Genomic DNA, 15716 nt, shown 5'->3' on the forward strand with positions numbered 1-15716 from the left:
CCCATCAGCCCGTTTCCAGCGGAAACGCCCGTCGGCATGGCGTACGTCCCCTACCAGCAGTGGGAGGAGCCATATGATACAGAAACGGCGTTCCCCATTGGCACGATCTTTCCGGCGCTGGACGATCCCTTCCGAGGAGGTGGTCCCTGTGCATGAACGGCAGAAACTGATGGCAATGCTGCGAAAGTATGACTTTGTGCTGTACGAATTGCAGCTGTATCTGGATACGCACCCCAGCTGTCCCCACGCCCTGCGCAAATGGCAGGAGGTCTCGGCGCTGCGTCAGAAAACGGCGTCCGCCTATATCCGGCAGTTCGGCCCGATCCAACCCAGACAAACTGACGGAAATGCTCCGTGGGGCTGGATCGAGGGACCGTGGCCGTGGGAAAAGGAGGCGAACTAAATGTGGACTTATGAGAAAAAATTGCAATACCCCGTTCGTATCAAAACCCCAAACGCCAAAACGGCGAAGTATATCATTTCGCAGCTTGGCGGACCAGACGGCGAGCTTGCCGCCTCCCTCCGCTATATGAACCAGCGCTATTCCATGAAGCTGGATAAGGTCAAGGGGGTATTGACGGATGTGTCCACCGAGGAATCCGCCCGCAGATGATGTACATTATTATTCCAAAATAAAATAGACATTCGGCAGTGTTGTTTACTTTGTACAGTGCTGCCGTTCTTTATTTGTGCATGTATACAAATTTACACCATTAGGAGAAAAACGCTTGACAAATACCCCTAAATGGTGTATACTAAGTACAGAAACAAAAACAACAGGGCAAAAAACAAAAAGCCCGCAGCAAAGAAAGAGGAATGACTTATGAAAAACGTTGAACTGATTGCACTTGTTAAGGAAATCGTTGAGGGAATCTTTTCCGAGAAAAAGAAAATGGGAACCGTCAAAATTGATGTGAAGTCAACCGATCACAACGGCGCTTTTGTTCGTGTTTGCGATATTGTTGACAATCCGAACGGGTACAAGGAATATTGGCAGATTGGCTCTAATTGCGAAGTATTCGCAATTGCTGGAAAGGACAACATCGTCAAGAAGCTGAACATGATGTACGACTGGCACGCAGGCAAAAAGTGCTGCTGATGAGTCGCTGAAAATTGCGACGAAACGGGGAGAAATCCCCGTCCGGCACATCGCCGAATAAACAAACATGAAGGAGAAAATTATTATGTGGAAGATTTACAGAATCACAGATGAGGCATGGGAAAAGCAGTTGAGCTGGGACGAGGTCTTTGCCTCTGGTGAAATCGAGATCGTCGAAGAGTTTGACACCAAAGAGGAAGCGCTTGACGCTTGCGATTGCTACGACCCCGACCGTTACGGCGTGACAGCTTGCGACATCTAAAGGAGGAAAAAGAAAATGAAAAACGAATACCGTCCCGGCTGGCATTATTTAAACTGGGTTGCAGTTTTTGTGGACGAAAACGGGGTAATCACTGAAGCGAAACGCAAAAACAGCGCCGGAGAGTGGGAACCGGCTCCGGTAGGTCACAGCACCAAAGAAACGACCGAGAAATTTTTTAACATGTACCAGAAAGGCGAAAAAAATGATTGATTTTGATACATTCCGCACGTTGTACGGAGAAGCGAAAGAATATAGCGGGGACGAGGAACGCTATATCATGGAACGGGGCTGGCAGGACTGGATGGACGACACAGACAGCGCCGTTGATACCTTGCGTAAAATTTACGCTGTATCCAATAAAGGATTTAAAGCGCTGGTGCCGGAATACCGGAGTTTAAAGCATCTTTGCAGATGGCTTGTTATCCCATACGGGACAGCACAGAAGTGGGCAAGCGGGGAGCACGAACCGTCCGAATATATCGTAATGCTTATGGCGTATGCGACAATCAGTAGAAAAGGCGCTCAAAATGGACGGGAAACTGATTGATTTGACCGGTCAAAAATTTGGTGATCTGACCGTTACAGATTATGCCGGTAACAGCAAATGGAATTGTCAGTGCAGTTGTGGGAACACAACAACTGTCGCAGCCTACTCTCTCAAAAGTGGGACAACAAAATCTTGTGGTCACAGGCGCAAGGAAGAAAGTAAACCGAAGATTGATTTGACTGGTCAAAAATTTGGCGATCTGACCGTTATAGATTATGCCGGGCATGGAAAATGGAATTGCCAGTGCAGTTGTGGGAACACAACAACTGTCGCCGCTTGCTCTCTCAAAAGTGGTGGAACAAAATCTTGTGGTCACAGGCGCAAGGAAGAAAGTAAACCGAAGATTGATTTGACTGGTCAAAAATTTGGCGATCTGACCGTTATAGATTATGCCGGGAACGGCAAATGGAATTGCCAGTGCAGTTGTGGGAACACAACAACTGTTTTTACGAGTAATCTCAAAAACGGCTTAACAAAGTCTTGCGGTCATAGACGCAATGAAAAAAGAAAACCGACGATTGATTTAACCGGTCAAAAATTTGGAGATCTGATTGTTATAGATTATGCCGGGCATGGCAAATGGAATTGCCAGTGCAGTTGTGGGAAGACAACAACTGTTTTCACAACCAGCCTCAAAAACGGCATGACAAAATCTTGTGGTCACAGGCGCAACGCAAAAGCAAAAGGAAGACCGATGATTGATTTGACCGGTCAAAAATTTGGCGATTTGACCGTTATAGATTATGCCGGCAACAGAAAATGGAATTGCCAGTGCAGTTGTGGGAAGACAACAACTGTTTTTACGCACAACCTCAAAAGCGGCTCGACAAAGTCTTGCGGTCATAGATGTAACAAACGAATCGATTTGACCGGTCAAAAATTTGGTGATCTGACCGCTATAAATTATGCCAGAGACGGCAAAAAGAACAAATAAAGAAAGCCGGCAGCGATTGGAACAAAATCCACGCTGCCGGCTTTTGTGGTTATTGCATTTTTTGAAACATCCACCCTACGCTTCACGGAAATTGTCAACGCTGACATAGCCGGTTACATACTTGCCAGCTGGTGTCTTGCCGCAGTACTCTGCCTTGGTGGTGACACGGAAACGCCCGTTTTTGCAGCACTTGCCGTTGCAATCCAATCGGTATTGTGGATGGTCACGCCAATGATTTTCCCCGCCATGGACGCTGTGGGCATGTCAATCCGGTTCGGATTATGCTTGGTCAACAGGTATTCCTTGACGTTCACGCTGTTGATCGTATATTCTTTGTCTGGCTTTAAAATTGCCATGATACTGCTCCTTTCGAATGTACAAATAGCACAAATTTCAACTTATATTTTCTATCATTTTTCCTGAGAAATCGCTTGACAATTCCACGAAAACGTGGTATACTATAATTACAGAAGGAGGGAACGGCATGAAGTACAGCGAGTTGAAAAAGCTGCTGAAAAAGGGTGGCTGTTACAAAGTCAGTGAGGGCGGAAATCATGAAAAATGGTACAGCCCGAAAACAGACCGATACTTCCCGGTAGGACGACATAACAGCCAAGATGTCAAGCCCGGCACACTGAAAAGCATCCTGAAAGACGCAGGGATTTAATCCCTGTGTTTTGTGCTACCCGTTCCCCGAATGAAACACAAACAATTCCATGGAAGGAGCGAATCATTATGGCAAAATATGTTTATCCTGCTGTCTTCACTCGTGACAAAGAAGGTTATTATTATGTCAACTTTCCAGATGTGCAGTCCTGCTATACTGACGGGGACACGCTGGCAGAAGCAATCGAAAATGCAAGTGATGTTCTTGCACTGATGCTCTGCGATATGCAAAAAGAATCGATTCCGACAGCAACACCAATCAAGGACATTCCCACAGATGCAGATAGCTTTGTATCGCTGATTCTCTGCGATACAGACCATTATCCGGTGATAAAGGATGCAGCGTATGAGAAACAACATTAAGTATCTTCGTGAGAAAAGCGGACTCTCTCGAAAAGAACTGTCGGAGCGTTCCGGCATCCACTATAAGAAAATCACAGATTACGAAAACAACTATATCAAAATCGAAAATGTTACCATCGGCAACCTAGACCGCATCGCAACTGCATTGCACTGCACGCTGGATGCGTTATGCCGAGACGACATAACTGCCGAATAATCCTCAAACAATGCCGTCTGGCAGCCTGTACGCTGCCGGGCGGTGTTTTTTGTTTACTCGCTCTCAACCTCTGGCAGTCCCGCCACGCTTGTCAGCACGGACAGCACGCCTGCCAGCAGCGCAGAGCCTGCCACAGCCCCTGCCGCTGCAATGCCGGCGGTGATGATCTCTGTCCAGTCCAATCTCTCTCCCCCCTTTGCACCTATATCTGCCGCCATGCTGTCCAAGTTTTCCCATTCCAAGACCGCATGTAGATTGCGTTGTTGTGCGGGTAGATCGCCACCTGTGTTTTGGCACTTGCCGCAATCCGGATGGCGATCAAGAGAAACGCATCGCCGGGAACTGCCGTATTTTGGCACGTGTTGTTTGCAGCCGCATAAAATAGCCCGCAGATTCCGTTTGTGACTTCGTTGTTTAGGTTTTCGGTGGTCAGTTCCGCCGCCATCTGATTGCTATAGTTTACTGTGTCCAGCAGCGTTCGCACACCCTGCCATGTTCCGTCGGCATTCTGCTTATTCCATTTAAGATTGTCATCCCATCTATTCTTGCCGGTTTCGAACATATCGGAATATATTGCCATGCCAGATTTGTTTCCGTCGTTGTATCCGTTGCGATGTCTGATCGAAACGATGTTATACCACACATCGTTTGTTGTGTCGTGATATGTGCCCACAAAAGATTTCTTGTTTGGCAGATTTGCAGTCATTGTTCCGGGCGCTTCGACAGTGCCACCTGCAACCACGGTTAAATTTTCAACTCCGGATTTGTCAGCACTAACAATGATTTCTGTTTTGTTTGTCGCCGTGTCAATATTTCCGGACATTGTACCGCCAGACAAGAGGAGGGATTCCGGAATATCGGAGAGCAGCGCCAGAGTTCCGGAAGAGTTTTTCGGAAGATAACAAAAACAGTTCGAGGACTGCTCCGGATGCGTCCCCAAAAGCTGCGTTCCGCCAACGTTGGAATACATTTTCAGAAGTCCAGAAAAATCACCATCGCCTTGACGCCCCAACGTAATTTGAATTGTCTTTTTTGGTGTGCTATCAAGAGCGTCCACATAAACAGTAGCTAAATTTTTAAGAACTCCCATGTTGTATCCAATACCATCACAAAACGGAATGTGCCAAATGGAACTAGAATTGTTTGTCAAATCGTTGGGATTTCTTACGACCGCACCGGCTTCTGATAAATCGTTCGCCGTAACCGCAGAGCACTTTGTCACATGACCGAGATTGTCAACTGTGATGTTATAGAAACCGCTCTCGTAAGCCGTATGTGTCGGATGGACATATGTTCCGCCACCTCCACCGCCGGAACTGCCGTTTCCGATGGTGGATTTTGTCAAATACTGGGTAATTGTATTCCCCTTCATGACGGGATTTTTCAAGATGATTTTGCGGTTTGTCGTGTCAATCTCAAATTCGTCGGTTTCGACGAAAAGAACGCCACCGATGTGAATCAAGATAGAATCGCCGGTTTCGTACTGATCGATTAGCGGGATTTCTGTCGTTTCTTCCGTTGTCGTAAACACATACTGGTATGTTTTCAGCTTCGTGTTTACCGTCAGTTCGCTTTGGAGAGTGGACAACCAGCTTTCAAAATCCTTTTTCTGCTGGTTAAGCCATGCATCAAGCGCTTTTGTCTGTTCGTCGTAGTACGCATAAAATTCCTCGTTCAATTTCGACGTGTCAACCTGCTGGATGAGTCCGGTAATCCACGGGCAATAGGTGCTTCCTCGATAATCTCTAATGTCACTTTGGGAGATCGTAGACGCATTCTTTCTGATTCGCACACGTGCAAGACACAATTCTTTGATGTTTTCATCATTTTTTAGAACGACCGCTCCGCTCGCACTGTCTTTTACGGTAACAGCAACGGAACGCACGTTTTCTGACAAATCGCATCGGAGGATGATCAATTTGTATTGCTCGGTGCTTACGGATGCAGAACCAATGTCAATATTTACCATTGAGTCGTTTTCCATCCAATGCATATTAACAAGCGCTCTGCCTGTATCGAGGTTAACTGTCAAACCGTCGCCAGGCGTAACGGCAAGCATGTTTCCAACTGTCTGATATACGCCGTCAGAAACAAGACCTTTAAAGTACATCGTCATATCTTCGGCGTTGTATTTTCTGTCACCGCTGACGCTGTTAAAATATCCTGATTTTATAGCCATTTTTACACACTCCATTCATCAAAAGTCGGGATTCTTGTATTTCCGCTGGTGGAGTAGCTTTCGATAATCTCCACAATTCTCGCAGTTGCCCTCATTCCAAATTCATTTTCTACTTCTACAATGTCTCCCAAATCGCAATAATCTGGAAAGTTGTTCACTTCTCCGGCGTACTGCGGATGTTGCTCGTATTCAGATAGCTTTTCAATTCCTCTCGATTTCAAAACCGTCATATATTCCGAATCGGTCAACTCTTCGTTTGATAGGTCACGCGCATCCACAAAAATTTCTCGACGCTCCAAACCGGACTCAGAGCCTGCAAAGGTGTTTGTTCTGGCAAATCCCTCACCTTGTCCAGCAACGAGAGCAACGTTTTTATTTTCTTTTGTGTCGTACACGTATTCGGTATTTACCAGATTTTCAAATTCTGGAGAAAAGACCGCAGGAGCGTTCTCTTTTTGGGAGCGTGTCCGATTCAGCCCATTGTACATTTCAAACGTGAATTTTCCGTTTTTTAGCGGCATTCTGAACCCGTAGCCATAAGTTTGGCACAATTGCGTTATAGTTTCGTACACATTATCTCCAAAATACTGGCTTGTGATCTTTTCCGGAAAGTTTTTCGCAGTGTCAAAAATTCCAATTTCCGGAATCTTTCTTTCGGTTGCGACGGGAGAGACGAAATTATAATGAATCAAATATTCAGCAGTCGATTCTACAGGCATATTGCTTACACCTGCACGAGGGGAAACAACCCGGCGATTGAGCAGGCTTTCTACGCTCCGCCCCGAAACTGTTAAATAGTTTCCGTTTTCAGCGTCGGTTTTGATGTCGATGGACTCGACAATCATTGTGTAGTCGCTTTCTGTGGTTTGTAAGTAATATCCAATCTGTAACATTCCAATAAAATCAGACGTAACGGGAAGATATAATTCGAAATCCCCACAGAGGTAATAGCGAGTTGTCCAGATCAATGATACGTAATTGTCAATTAGTCCGATTCTTTTCAAACTTTTGTCCAAAATATAAATATACATGTCAGATTCCCTCAAACATTTCCGTATATTCTACCTGTAAATCCAGATCGTTTGCACCTTTGGAGCAGGTAAAAGATATTTTGTTTTCCCCTGGTTCCAATTGCAGCCATGTCGACCCTTCCTTGACAGCGTACAAGATGTTCGTTTCGACCCCGTTCCGGAGCAGGACAACCTTTTTGTTGTTGAAGTGTGTTGTAATTGTGATTAGGTCACCTTGTTCCATGTCAAAATCCAACGCAAAAAATGTGTTGTTCGTTTTGTTGTAAATCGTCGGATTTTGAACACCTGTCGAATTTGCGAACAATCGCAGAGTAACACCGGTAGGCATTTCGCCGGCATTGATAATTTTCGTTTCAGATTTGTCGATTCTGGAAAATTCCAATCCCTCCGGAGGATTTGTAAATGGAAACTCAAACAAAGATGTGATGTTGGAAAATTCAACCAAATGTGACGTTGCCGATCTGAAATAAGGGTCGGAACACAAAAGGGAAATTTGTGCAACCTGCGAGTTCGAAAAATGGTCGAGTTCGAACGACTCCACTTTTCCGGAAATGAACACGTCCAGCGAATCGTGTCGAAAATATAACACAACGTCGCTTTTAATTCTGAAAATCGAATAGAGTGCAAGCCGATTTTTTTCAATTTCCGGATAAATTTTGATGTACAGTACAACATTTCTTGTACCGATTCGGGCACTGTTAAACATTGCGCCGTCGCTCGTTGCGAACTCTGTTGTATTTATCGTAGCTGCCACAGGGTTTAGACCGTCGATATCGTACAAACAATATTTTGTCGAATTGGAAAAATCAAGAATTTTATTCCGTTCGCTTTTTGCTTTTGTGAATATCACACCCTAGCCCCCTTTAACAGATTTTTACTTTGACGATAGATTTCCAAACGAGACAGCGCCTTCGGGCTATATACATTTTGATTAAAATTCTGCACAATGGTTTTTGCGGCAGAGCGTGTTTCGCCAGCACCAACGGCAAGATTTTCTTTCAGATTCTGTGCGGGAGCAAGCATTTTTTGCCCCATGGTTTTCATTGCGTCAACAGCCACAGCGGTTTTGTCTTTGATACCTTTAGCGAGCCCCATCGGTAAAAATTTACCGACTTGCTTTTCCATCACCAAGGACGGCGAGTGGATTCCGAAAAAGTCTTTGATTCCACTCAGCACACTATCTCCAAATCCGGAAATTTTATCACCAATCCATCCGACCATGTCGTTAATACCGTTCCAGAGTCCTTCTACAATGTCTCTTCCGGCATTAAACATTTCACCGGGCAATTCTTTGATGTGCTCCAGAATCGCATCTGCAATTTCTCCGGCTGCTTCTCGGATTCTGCTTATAGAATTTTGAATTCCGTTAACGACCGAGTCACGAACCTCCAGCATTCTTCCAGGTAGTTTTCTGAGCAGTTCCCCAAGCGCTTCCATTACTTTTCCAAAAAGTTCACGGGATTTTGCAAGAAGCTTCGGAACAGCGTCTACAATGGCTTTTAAAATTGCCCCGACGATTTTTGGTAATTCGTTTCCTAATTCTACCAAAATGTCTGGAATCGCATCCACAAGAGCCATTAACAACTTTATTGCAGCATCAAAAATGACATCAATGTTGTCAATAAAAAAATCAACCAAAGTTGTAATAATAGTCGGGAGAGCGTCTACGAGCGAGTCGATAATAGTCGGGAGAGCGTCTACGATTGCCATCAGCAATTCTATTCCTGCATCTAGCAATTCTGGAATTGATTCGTGTAAAAATTCTGTGAGAGCACTTATAATTTCGGGCAACGCTTCTACAAGAGCGTCGATTATTTGTGGCAAAGCGTCGATCAAAGCGTGGAGCATTGTCATGGCAGCTTCCAAAATCTGCGGAATTGCAGCGATCAAAAACCCAGTGACCATATTTATAATTTTCGGCAACTGTGGTAGCAACTGATTCAAAAGTACCGGAATAGCGCTAACAATTCCCATGAATAATTTTGTAGCACCATTCAGAATTTTTGGGGTTGATTTTGTCAGCGTTGTAACCAGCGTTGTGATTAGATTTGACAAAACATTTCCCAAATCTAAATCTGTCAGCGCAGTGATTAGCCCGTCAAACAGTTCTATTCCGGCGTCCAACAATTCCGGAGCGAGCGTTATTAGTTCGTCTGCGATATTTGCCACAAGTGTAACTATGCTGGTTAAAAGTTGTGGAGCAAGAGTTACAATTCCATCCGCCAAAGTCATAATAACATCGCTTGCAGAGGATAAAATCTCTTCTGAATTATCGACTATTCCGCTAACCAGACTTTGTACAATCGTCACTCCGACTGTGGCGATAGTCGGCAAAGCGCTTGTGAGTTTGGTCACAAGATTTGTGAGGATGTTTCCGACAGATGTACCGATTTTTTCACCGGCTCCGTCCACTCCGTTGACCAAATCGGTAAATGCACTTGCAAGATTTTGTACGTCCGGCACAAGACTAGATAGCAATCCCGCCCCCATCTGAGTAAACATCGCCAAAACAGGTGCAAAAGCCGTTCCGATTTGGGCAATGGAGGTTTTCATTTCCATCTGCGCTTCATTCAAATCGATCATTGCTTGATTGTTCTTCTGGTATTCTTGCCCTAAGCTGCCATACAAGCCGTTCAACGTGTCAACAATCAATTGTTGCCGTTCTTGTTCGTCGGAGCATTCCGACAGACTTGTGTTAAAATCATCTTCATTTACGCCTGCCCAGTTCAGAGCGTCTGCCAAGTTGCCTGTGATCTGTCCGACTTTTGCCGTTTCGTTTACCGATTCTGCCAAACCGTCAAGGGGGATTGAGTCACCGTATTTCGCCCAGATACCAGCAGAGGAATTCAACAAGCTGTTTAAATTTTCCGTGCTCGTACCCATCGCCATAAAATTGGATACGGTTGTGTTTGCTGCTGTTTCGTCGCCCAGAACGCCGTACATGTTTTCAAAACTCTTTTGGGCAAAATCAGCAGAATAACCGCCGTCTTTGGCTGCACTGGACAGCTTGTTCATGTTGTCGGTAAATTCTTTTGATTCTTCCGTCGCAGCTGTCAAACCAGCAGCTAGTCCCGTTGCCGCAGCGCCGATTCCGGTCAGGATTCCTTTTCCGAGAGAGCCTAAAAAGTTTTTCAGCTTTCCGGTTGACTCTTCGCTTTTTTCGCCGGTTTCCTTGATTTCGTCGTTTACTCCATCAAGTTTCTTTTCGGCGGTTTTTGCTTCGTCGCCAGTTTCGTCGAGAGCGCCAGCTAAATCCTCGGTGTCGCCGGCGGAATCATCCGATTCGTTTGACATGTCAGCAAGGGCTTTTGTGTGTTTTTCAATTGCCGCTTCATTTCCTTTAATCGCTGCTTTCAGATTATTGATCTTGATTTGCATGTTCTGTGCAGCTTCGGAATTTTCGCCCTCGCTCGATACGATTTGCGCCAGTTTCTGTTCGTACTCAGCTAAAATCTTATCGTAACTTTGGTTTACGCCTTTTAACTGTGTGATTTTGGCAGTCAATCCGTCGGCGGAATCGCTCCATTTTTCCATCCCTGCAACCGACTCTTTAAACGTGGAGTTGGTCAGCGCAATCTGTCGATTCGCTTCTTGCAAGCTGGATTTTAATTCGGAAATGTCGACTTTAAACTTTGTCGTTGTTTCGGTATTTTTTGGCACACAATCACCCCTTTAAAACCATGTGTCCGGAGCAGGCTTATAGATTCTTCTCGGTTTTTTCTCTCTTTTTTGATGTTTTGCGTATGTAACAGTACGGCGCATGAGTACAATTACTTCATGCGCCGGATACCGTCTGAGTCTAATTGGGTCAAGTCCGTGGAATCTCTCACACAAAGACACGGTTACGTCAAAAAAGATGTCATACAGGGTGTCCTGCTCTCCACCCTCAATCAGTTTCCCGACTTGTCGCCCAAAGTGCCAATTTCCAGAAACGCATACTTAAACGCATTCATAAAAATCGGTACGAGTTCCTTGACCTTGGTCTTCCTCATTTCGGAATCAGTCAGTTCGGGGAAAATCTGTTTCAGCAGCGGCTTCAGCTGGGGCAGCACATTCAGAATCATTTTTCCGACCGCTGCGTTATCGTCGATCTTGTCGATGTCGATACAATTGACCAAATCTTCAATTGTTCCCCACATGAGATCAAATTCGCTTGCCGTGTAGGTCTTTGCGATTTCCCCGTTCTTGTTGTAAATGTTTAGTTTGAGTTCCATTTTGTACTACCTCCCGATTTTAAAATTAGGTTTCCGGAACAACCTTGTTGTGTACGTCTGCCGGAGTCCAAACCTTCTTCGTCCACGCAGCCTTCATCGGCTCGGTCATGCCGCCGTAGCGTTCATCGACCACGATACCAGACATCGTCTTGTTAACCGTTGTTGTGTCGACTGTCTGCGCAAATTTATGGATAGTGCTAACCGCAGTGTAAGTAAGTTCTGTGTTGGCGGTGTCGATGGAGTCGGATTCAGTGTTGTTTTCCTCGGAGGGGATTGCAAACTGTCCCTTATACTTCCAGCAATACCGCCAATACCCGTCCGTTCCCTTCGCTCTGTAACCGATTGCAAAATACTTTGGCGTTACCTCGCCTTCCATCAGCATTCCGGCTTCGGCGTCGAAATCCTGTCCTGTAATGTCTGCCAGCGTTTCCAGCTTGGGAGGTGCGACCGTCAGAGTAAAGGTTTCAGCGCCCTTCGCATTGATAACGATCATGCCCTTATTATCGTAGTAGTGCGTTTCGCTGGACGTTTCGACTTCCTTCGAAATTTTTGCAGTGTAGGAGAGCCGCTTCGGAGTTCCGACAGTAAAATTTGCCTCGGTATCCTCGGTGACCGGAGCATAAAATAAATCTTCTACGCCACGGAACTCAAACACGTTATCTACTGCGCTTGTTGCCATGTTCATTCCTCCTGTAAATTTTCAAAATATGAGACGTTCAGACCTCGCCCGGAGTGGGTGCTTTCGTCGCTCGCAACGTCGTATCCGTCGCCCCACACGTCAAAACCATTCTGTCTCAATTTTTTCTTAGCTTTTCGCAATACGTCGTAAACTTTTTCGATATCAGTCGAGTAAAAATTCACATCGTATTCGTGCAAAATAGCGTTTTCTTTGTTGTCGTAAATGCTTTCGGCGTTCGAAGCGTTGTTCCAAAAAGTAAAAAAACTTTCGGGATACACTTCATCTTCCAAAAATGAACCCTGCCGACGCACAGGATAACCAAAGGTTGACAGGATTTCAATCAGAAAATCTTCCACGATTATAAATTCCTCTCAATCCATTTTTCAATAGCTTCTTTTTGGATTCTTTTGACTTCTAGTTTCGTCTTTTTTCCGTAAAAAGCTTCATTTAGACCGGCGACCTTTTGCATTGGCGGTTTGTGCCTTGGTGTTCCGTGCATCAAATAAATTGATGTCAATCCAGACTTTTCCAGATCAAAACCAATGTCAATTGATCCGGTAAACCCTGACCATTGCACGTCGTAACTTTTATTCAAAGATGCTTTTGTGTTTCCAGTCCAATATTTACCGTGGGCAGGCATGTTGCCTTTCACCATGATTGCGTCAACATTATTGTTAATATATGTTTTCGATGCTTTCAGTGCCGCTTCTGTCGCCTGTTTCAATCCAGCTTCTCCGGCAGCCTTTTCGATTCTGGATAACATTTCTTTCCAGCCGGCGAATTGCAATCCAATTTTGTTTTTTGCCACGATCAGACACCTCCGGACACGGCACGGACTTTAAATTTCAACGTCTGATTGCGCATACTAATATTTTCCGGCGTCCCTAAAATTTCATAGGCTTTCCCGTCGGCGTTTTTTACGATACAATCAGACTTGATATCGGGTCTGTACCACGTTTCGACAATTGCAGTATCTTCCACGGTCAAAACGTCATTACTTGTTTTTTCCGTTCCTCCAAAAGTTCGAAAAGAGCAATAAAAAAGTTCGCCTTTTTCGGGATAAACCTTTTTTACCGTTCCTTTTACAACTTTGGTTTCCGGAATAAAAAGAAACATTGGAATTACAAAAGGCTCGCTTGGTCTATACATTTGTAACACCTGCTTTTAATGCAAGATTATCTGTCGTGACCTGTACAACACAGATAGCCGTGTTGTTTTCCTTGATGATTTCGGAAATGCCGTCCCACTCCACCCAATCCGACAGATCATCGTTATAACTTGGGAGCACGTCTGTAAATTTATAGCGGTATTTCGCACCGTTCGCTTTTTCGGAAATCGAAATTTTGATAGAATCGCCGGCAGAACCGGCGGAAGAAGAAACAGTAAGCTTTCCGATATTTTTATAAACAAGCTGAACGGCACGTTGAACAAAGTACGGCGAAAATCCCGCAGCACCTGCGCCATAATTCCACAGGTCAGACACTCCCCGAGTTATAACACCGACAGAGTCAGAACCGTTCACAATGTTTTCCGGAACGCCGGCGTCGAGCAGGAAATTCTTGACATCTCGAATGTATGTCACCAAGGTTTCGTCCTGATACGTGCCTGTGACGCCTATTCCGATTTTTACTTTAGACAACAGTTCTGCATCTGTCATTTGTTACACCTGGCCTTTACTTGTTAAAAATGTACACGCTGTTGACATCCAGCAGCTTTCCGTCCATGATGCACAAGCCCTTGTTAAAGTACTTGTTCTTCTCATCGTCAAACCAACGCTTGAACGCAATCTGCATGTTGGTATTGATTGCGTAATCAGTCGGCTTCAGGTAGATAGCCCAAGCTTCACCGGTCTGTGCAGTGTCATAGTCTTTCAGGATGTCCGGTTCTACGAGAATCACTTCCCGACCTGCGAATCTGCATGTGAGATTGCCGTTCTGCGGGTCGTATGTCTCCTGATAAAGCGGGCGGTCGTTTGCGTCCTTTAGTGTCATGATGTAAGTTTCCCAGGTTGCAGCCGTCATGATCATGACGCCCTCGCCACGATAAGCGAGCGGAATCTTTGCGAAAAACTTTGTTCTCCACTTCGTCCAATCTGCCATGTCAGCAGCAGACAGGGAAATCTTGTTAGAAGCCTTTACACGGGTATCGTTCAGAATGCCCAGCGGCTGGCCGGAACCGGAACCGGAAACGATGATTCGATCGAATTCCTTGACGAACGCTTCAGCAAGCAGCCGTGCCATTTCGGTTTCCAGGTAGGGGAGAGATACAACCTGAGACAGCAGGGACTGCGCCAGACGTGCTTCTACAATGTGATAACCAAAAGAAACAGAGGTCTTGATTTCCGGAGCCTTCTGAGTATCAGAAACAGTGGTTTCGGTGATCCATGTTACAGTCGGTACAAGTTCCTCAATCGGAAATTCTACACCACCCTTGACGTTCAGCTTCCGAACACGATTGTAGAGGTTACCGTAAACCTTCAGTTCCTTGATAAACTCGTTCATGATTGTGTTCGGAATAATCTTGCCGACGTCGGATGTAATCAGAGTTTCGTCCGCTCTCTTCTGATAATTCCACTCACCGGTCTGGACGTACTTCATAAACGCCTGCCGGTATTCGACGGAATCCAGAGCGTTGCCGGTTCTGTGTTCTGCCTGCGCATTCTGCGCATAAACACCTACGCTGCGAGTCTGCGCCGGATTAAAGTTAGAGCGCTGACCATCGGCGTTGCTTGCCTGTGCCGGTTCGCCGGTCTGATCGTCGTTCTTGTTGTCGTCGTTTTCAGCATCGGCAAGCTTATCCTTTGCTTCGTTCAGTTCGTCAAGTACGGACTGGAGAGTTTCGCCCAGTTCCCGCACTTCCTGTGCGGATTCGGAAGCCTTGATCTTAGATCGGATAGCTTCAGCTTCCTTTTGCTTCTTTGCAATCAGCTTTTTCAGAAATTCTTTCATTTGTTTTATACCCCCATGAGATATTTCAGTTTCAGCTTTTCCAATTCCGCATCTTCGGAATTTTTGGAAATAGCCTTTCGTGCTTCGTCGAGTGCTCGTTTATCACGTGCAGAAATTTCGGTCGATTCATATGCCGGAAAAGTCACGGCGGAAACCTCCAAAACCTGTCCAATCTTGGTAATGTACCGTGTAGGGTGTTCGCTGTCCAGATTTTCCCATTCATCGGCGTCGATTGTAAACATAAACGACATTCCGGAAATGTCCCCACGCTGCACGGCAGAATACAACGCCTTAGCTTCGGTGTTATTTTCAACGTCCAAATCAAGTCGAATCGGCAAACCCTTGTTGTCAATCTGGAGTTGCATCGTCGAGTTCTTGTCACCTTTCCGGAAACGTGCAAGGGGAATCATGTTGGTGTTGTGATTTACCAAAAATCGCACGTCGGACAAGTCCGCATCGTCGAGCGCACCGCTTCTGATGACTTCGTCGCAAAAACCAAGGTTTGTTTTGGACTCGTAAACAATCGGACGACCGGAAATGTAAAATTTGTTCTCTTTGTCGGTGTCTGCCCGAATATCAAACATAAAATTTCTTCTGC

The 15716-nt window shown here is 45.4% G+C and carries 25 protein-coding genes; 11 read left to right on the top strand and 14 right to left on the bottom strand.

The features are described 5' to 3' along the window. The first annotated feature begins 36 nt into the window (after window positions 1-36). The 8 genes from QZL66_RS07150 to QZL66_RS07185 all read left to right on the top strand — a co-directional run bounded on the left by QZL66_RS07150 (window position 37) and on the right by QZL66_RS07185 (window position 2842). The gene (locus QZL66_RS07150) at window positions 37-156 is read left to right on the top strand and encodes a spore coat associated protein CotJA (protein ID WP_293601969.1); all 120 of its coding nucleotides are present in this window, start codon (window positions 37-39) and stop codon (window positions 154-156) included. Continuing rightward, entirely contained in the window at window positions 149-403 is a 255-nt protein-coding gene (locus tag QZL66_RS07155; RefSeq protein ID WP_226943779.1) for a spore coat protein CotJB, read from the top strand. Before QZL66_RS07150 ends, QZL66_RS07155 begins: the two co-directional genes overlap by 8 nt. Further along, a complete protein-coding gene (locus QZL66_RS07160) occupies window positions 404-613 on the top strand; it encodes a manganese catalase family protein (protein WP_022411051.1) in 210 nt (69 codons plus the stop codon). 210 nt (window positions 614-823) lie between these two features. Further along, window positions 824-1099 carry a hypothetical protein gene (locus QZL66_RS07165; RefSeq protein ID WP_022411052.1) on the top strand — a complete coding sequence of 92 codons (276 nt, stop codon included), beginning with the start codon at window positions 824-826 and terminating at the stop codon, window positions 1097-1099. A gap of 85 nt (window positions 1100-1184) precedes the next feature. Then, window positions 1185-1361, top strand: coding sequence for a hypothetical protein (locus tag QZL66_RS07170; RefSeq protein ID WP_022411053.1), 177 nt, complete (start codon window positions 1185-1187; stop codon window positions 1359-1361). Between the two features lie 15 nt (window positions 1362-1376). Next, the gene (locus tag QZL66_RS07175; protein ID WP_022411054.1) at window positions 1377-1571 is read left to right on the top strand and encodes a hypothetical protein; all 195 of its coding nucleotides are present in this window, start codon (window positions 1377-1379) and stop codon (window positions 1569-1571) included. Continuing rightward, entirely contained in the window at window positions 1564-1908 is a 345-nt protein-coding gene (locus QZL66_RS07180; protein WP_022411055.1) for a hypothetical protein, read from the top strand. Before QZL66_RS07175 ends, QZL66_RS07180 begins: the two co-directional genes overlap by 8 nt. After that, entirely contained in the window at window positions 1889-2842 is a 954-nt protein-coding gene (locus tag QZL66_RS07185; RefSeq protein WP_022411056.1) for a hypothetical protein, read from the top strand. Before QZL66_RS07180 ends, QZL66_RS07185 begins: the two co-directional genes overlap by 20 nt. Window positions 2843-2955: 113 nt before the next feature. Here the strand turns inward: QZL66_RS07185 and QZL66_RS07190 are convergent, their stop codons facing one another. Then, a complete protein-coding gene (locus QZL66_RS07190) occupies window positions 2956-3198 on the bottom strand; it encodes a hypothetical protein (RefSeq protein ID WP_022411057.1) in 243 nt (80 codons plus the stop codon). 128 nt (window positions 3199-3326) lie between these two features. Here QZL66_RS07190 and QZL66_RS07195 point away from each other — a divergent pair, with 128 nt between their 5' ends. The 3 genes from QZL66_RS07195 (at window position 3327) to QZL66_RS07205 (ending at window position 4067) form a co-directional block, all read left to right on the top strand. Beyond that, on the top strand, window positions 3327-3509 hold the full coding sequence (locus QZL66_RS07195) for a type II toxin-antitoxin system HicA family toxin (protein ID WP_022411058.1): 183 nt from the start codon (window positions 3327-3329) through the stop codon (window positions 3507-3509). Between the two features lie 68 nt (window positions 3510-3577). Then, window positions 3578-3871: a type II toxin-antitoxin system HicB family antitoxin gene (locus tag QZL66_RS07200; RefSeq protein WP_022411059.1), complete on the top strand. Its 294-nt coding sequence runs from the start codon at window positions 3578-3580 to the stop codon at window positions 3869-3871. Next, window positions 3855-4067 carry a helix-turn-helix domain-containing protein gene (locus QZL66_RS07205; protein ID WP_022411060.1) on the top strand — a complete coding sequence of 71 codons (213 nt, stop codon included), beginning with the start codon at window positions 3855-3857 and terminating at the stop codon, window positions 4065-4067. The genes QZL66_RS07200 and QZL66_RS07205 overlap by 17 nt, the downstream gene beginning before the upstream one ends. 53 nt (window positions 4068-4120) lie before the next feature. Here QZL66_RS07205 and QZL66_RS07210 read toward each other — a convergent pair whose 3' ends face one another. The 13 genes from QZL66_RS07210 to QZL66_RS07270 all read right to left on the bottom strand — a co-directional run bounded on the left by QZL66_RS07210 (window position 4121) and on the right by QZL66_RS07270 (window position 15702). Continuing rightward, window positions 4121-4249, bottom strand: a complete 129-nt coding sequence (locus QZL66_RS07210) for a hypothetical protein (protein WP_293601945.1) — start codon at window positions 4247-4249, stop codon at window positions 4121-4123. Between the two features lie 20 nt (window positions 4250-4269). Then, entirely contained in the window at window positions 4270-6246 is a 1977-nt protein-coding gene (locus tag QZL66_RS07215) for a pyocin knob domain-containing protein (protein WP_022411061.1), read from the bottom strand. Between the two features lie 2 nt (window positions 6247-6248). Next, window positions 6249-7277, bottom strand: a complete 1029-nt coding sequence (locus tag QZL66_RS07220) for a siphovirus ReqiPepy6 Gp37-like family protein (protein WP_022411062.1) — start codon at window positions 7275-7277, stop codon at window positions 6249-6251. A gap of 1 nt (window position 7278) precedes the next feature. Beyond that, window positions 7279-8127, bottom strand: a complete 849-nt coding sequence (locus QZL66_RS07225) for a phage tail family protein (protein WP_022411063.1) — start codon at window positions 8125-8127, stop codon at window positions 7279-7281. After that, window positions 8124-10937 (bottom strand): phage tail protein, encoded by a 2814-nt coding sequence (locus QZL66_RS07230; RefSeq protein ID WP_293601948.1) that lies wholly within the window; start codon window positions 10935-10937, stop codon window positions 8124-8126. Before QZL66_RS07230 ends, QZL66_RS07225 begins: the two co-directional genes overlap by 4 nt. Window positions 10938-11167: 230 nt before the next feature. Beyond that, window positions 11168-11491, bottom strand: coding sequence for a hypothetical protein (locus tag QZL66_RS07235; RefSeq protein ID WP_022411065.1), 324 nt, complete (start codon window positions 11489-11491; stop codon window positions 11168-11170). 25 nt (window positions 11492-11516) lie between these two features. After that, entirely contained in the window at window positions 11517-12170 is a 654-nt protein-coding gene (locus tag QZL66_RS07240) for a major tail protein (protein ID WP_022411066.1), read from the bottom strand. A 2-nt stretch (window positions 12171-12172) separates the two neighbouring features. Continuing rightward, a complete protein-coding gene (locus tag QZL66_RS07245; protein WP_022411067.1) occupies window positions 12173-12526 on the bottom strand; it encodes a hypothetical protein in 354 nt (117 codons plus the stop codon). A 2-nt stretch (window positions 12527-12528) separates the two neighbouring features. Beyond that, window positions 12529-12978, bottom strand: a complete 450-nt coding sequence (locus QZL66_RS07250) for a hypothetical protein (protein WP_022411068.1) — start codon at window positions 12976-12978, stop codon at window positions 12529-12531. 2 nt (window positions 12979-12980) lie between these two features. After that, the gene (locus QZL66_RS07255) at window positions 12981-13319 is read right to left on the bottom strand and encodes a hypothetical protein (RefSeq protein WP_022411069.1); all 339 of its coding nucleotides are present in this window, start codon (window positions 13317-13319) and stop codon (window positions 12981-12983) included. Next, window positions 13312-13827: a hypothetical protein gene (locus QZL66_RS07260; RefSeq protein WP_022411070.1), complete on the bottom strand. Its 516-nt coding sequence runs from the start codon at window positions 13825-13827 to the stop codon at window positions 13312-13314. The genes QZL66_RS07255 and QZL66_RS07260 overlap by 8 nt, the downstream gene beginning before the upstream one ends. Window positions 13828-13843: 16 nt before the next feature. Next, window positions 13844-15118: a phage major capsid protein gene (locus QZL66_RS07265; RefSeq protein ID WP_022411071.1), complete on the bottom strand. Its 1275-nt coding sequence runs from the start codon at window positions 15116-15118 to the stop codon at window positions 13844-13846. 5 nt (window positions 15119-15123) lie between these two features. Beyond that, the gene (locus QZL66_RS07270) at window positions 15124-15702 is read right to left on the bottom strand and encodes an HK97 family phage prohead protease (RefSeq protein ID WP_293601953.1); all 579 of its coding nucleotides are present in this window, start codon (window positions 15700-15702) and stop codon (window positions 15124-15126) included. Window positions 15703-15716 lie beyond the last annotated feature (14 nt).

The sequence above is a fragment of the Ruminococcus sp. CAG:330 genome, assembly GCF_000437175.1.
Classification (GTDB): Bacteria; Bacillota; Clostridia; order Oscillospirales; family Ruminococcaceae; genus Ruminococcus_C.

Coding starts and splice junctions, on each gene's coding strand:
- QZL66_RS07205 (WP_022411060.1), top strand. CDS start 3,855: ATGAGAAACAACATTAAGTATCTTCGTGAGAAAAGCGGACTCTCTCGA.
- QZL66_RS07170 (WP_022411053.1), top strand. CDS start 1,185: ATGTGGAAGATTTACAGAATCACAGATGAGGCATGGGAAAAGCAGTTG.
- QZL66_RS07270 (WP_293601953.1), bottom strand. CDS start 15,702: ATGTTTGATATTCGGGCAGACACCGACAAAGAGAACAAATTTTACATT.
- QZL66_RS07265 (WP_022411071.1), bottom strand. CDS start 15,118: ATGAAAGAATTTCTGAAAAAGCTGATTGCAAAGAAGCAAAAGGAAGCT.
- QZL66_RS07175 (WP_022411054.1), top strand. CDS start 1,377: ATGAAAAACGAATACCGTCCCGGCTGGCATTATTTAAACTGGGTTGCA.
- QZL66_RS07165 (WP_022411052.1), top strand. CDS start 824: ATGAAAAACGTTGAACTGATTGCACTTGTTAAGGAAATCGTTGAGGGA.
- QZL66_RS07160 (WP_022411051.1), top strand. CDS start 404: ATGTGGACTTATGAGAAAAAATTGCAATACCCCGTTCGTATCAAAACC.
- QZL66_RS07190 (WP_022411057.1), bottom strand. CDS start 3,198: ATGGCAATTTTAAAGCCAGACAAAGAATATACGATCAACAGCGTGAAC.
- QZL66_RS07235 (WP_022411065.1), bottom strand. CDS start 11,491: ATGGAACTCAAACTAAACATTTACAACAAGAACGGGGAAATCGCAAAG.
- QZL66_RS07220 (WP_022411062.1), bottom strand. CDS start 7,277: ATGTATATTTATATTTTGGACAAAAGTTTGAAAAGAATCGGACTAATT.
- QZL66_RS07185 (WP_022411056.1), top strand. CDS start 1,889: ATGGACGGGAAACTGATTGATTTGACCGGTCAAAAATTTGGTGATCTG.
- QZL66_RS07240 (WP_022411066.1), bottom strand. CDS start 12,170: ATGGCAACAAGCGCAGTAGATAACGTGTTTGAGTTCCGTGGCGTAGAA.
- QZL66_RS07200 (WP_022411059.1), top strand. CDS start 3,578: ATGGCAAAATATGTTTATCCTGCTGTCTTCACTCGTGACAAAGAAGGT.
- QZL66_RS07260 (WP_022411070.1), bottom strand. CDS start 13,827: ATGACAGATGCAGAACTGTTGTCTAAAGTAAAAATCGGAATAGGCGTC.
- QZL66_RS07180 (WP_022411055.1), top strand. CDS start 1,564: ATGATTGATTTTGATACATTCCGCACGTTGTACGGAGAAGCGAAAGAA.
- QZL66_RS07255 (WP_022411069.1), bottom strand. CDS start 13,319: ATGTATAGACCAAGCGAGCCTTTTGTAATTCCAATGTTTCTTTTTATT.
- QZL66_RS07150 (WP_293601969.1), top strand. CDS start 37: ATGGCGTACGTCCCCTACCAGCAGTGGGAGGAGCCATATGATACAGAA.
- QZL66_RS07215 (WP_022411061.1), bottom strand. CDS start 6,246: ATGGCTATAAAATCAGGATATTTTAACAGCGTCAGCGGTGACAGAAAA.
- QZL66_RS07195 (WP_022411058.1), top strand. CDS start 3,327: ATGAAGTACAGCGAGTTGAAAAAGCTGCTGAAAAAGGGTGGCTGTTAC.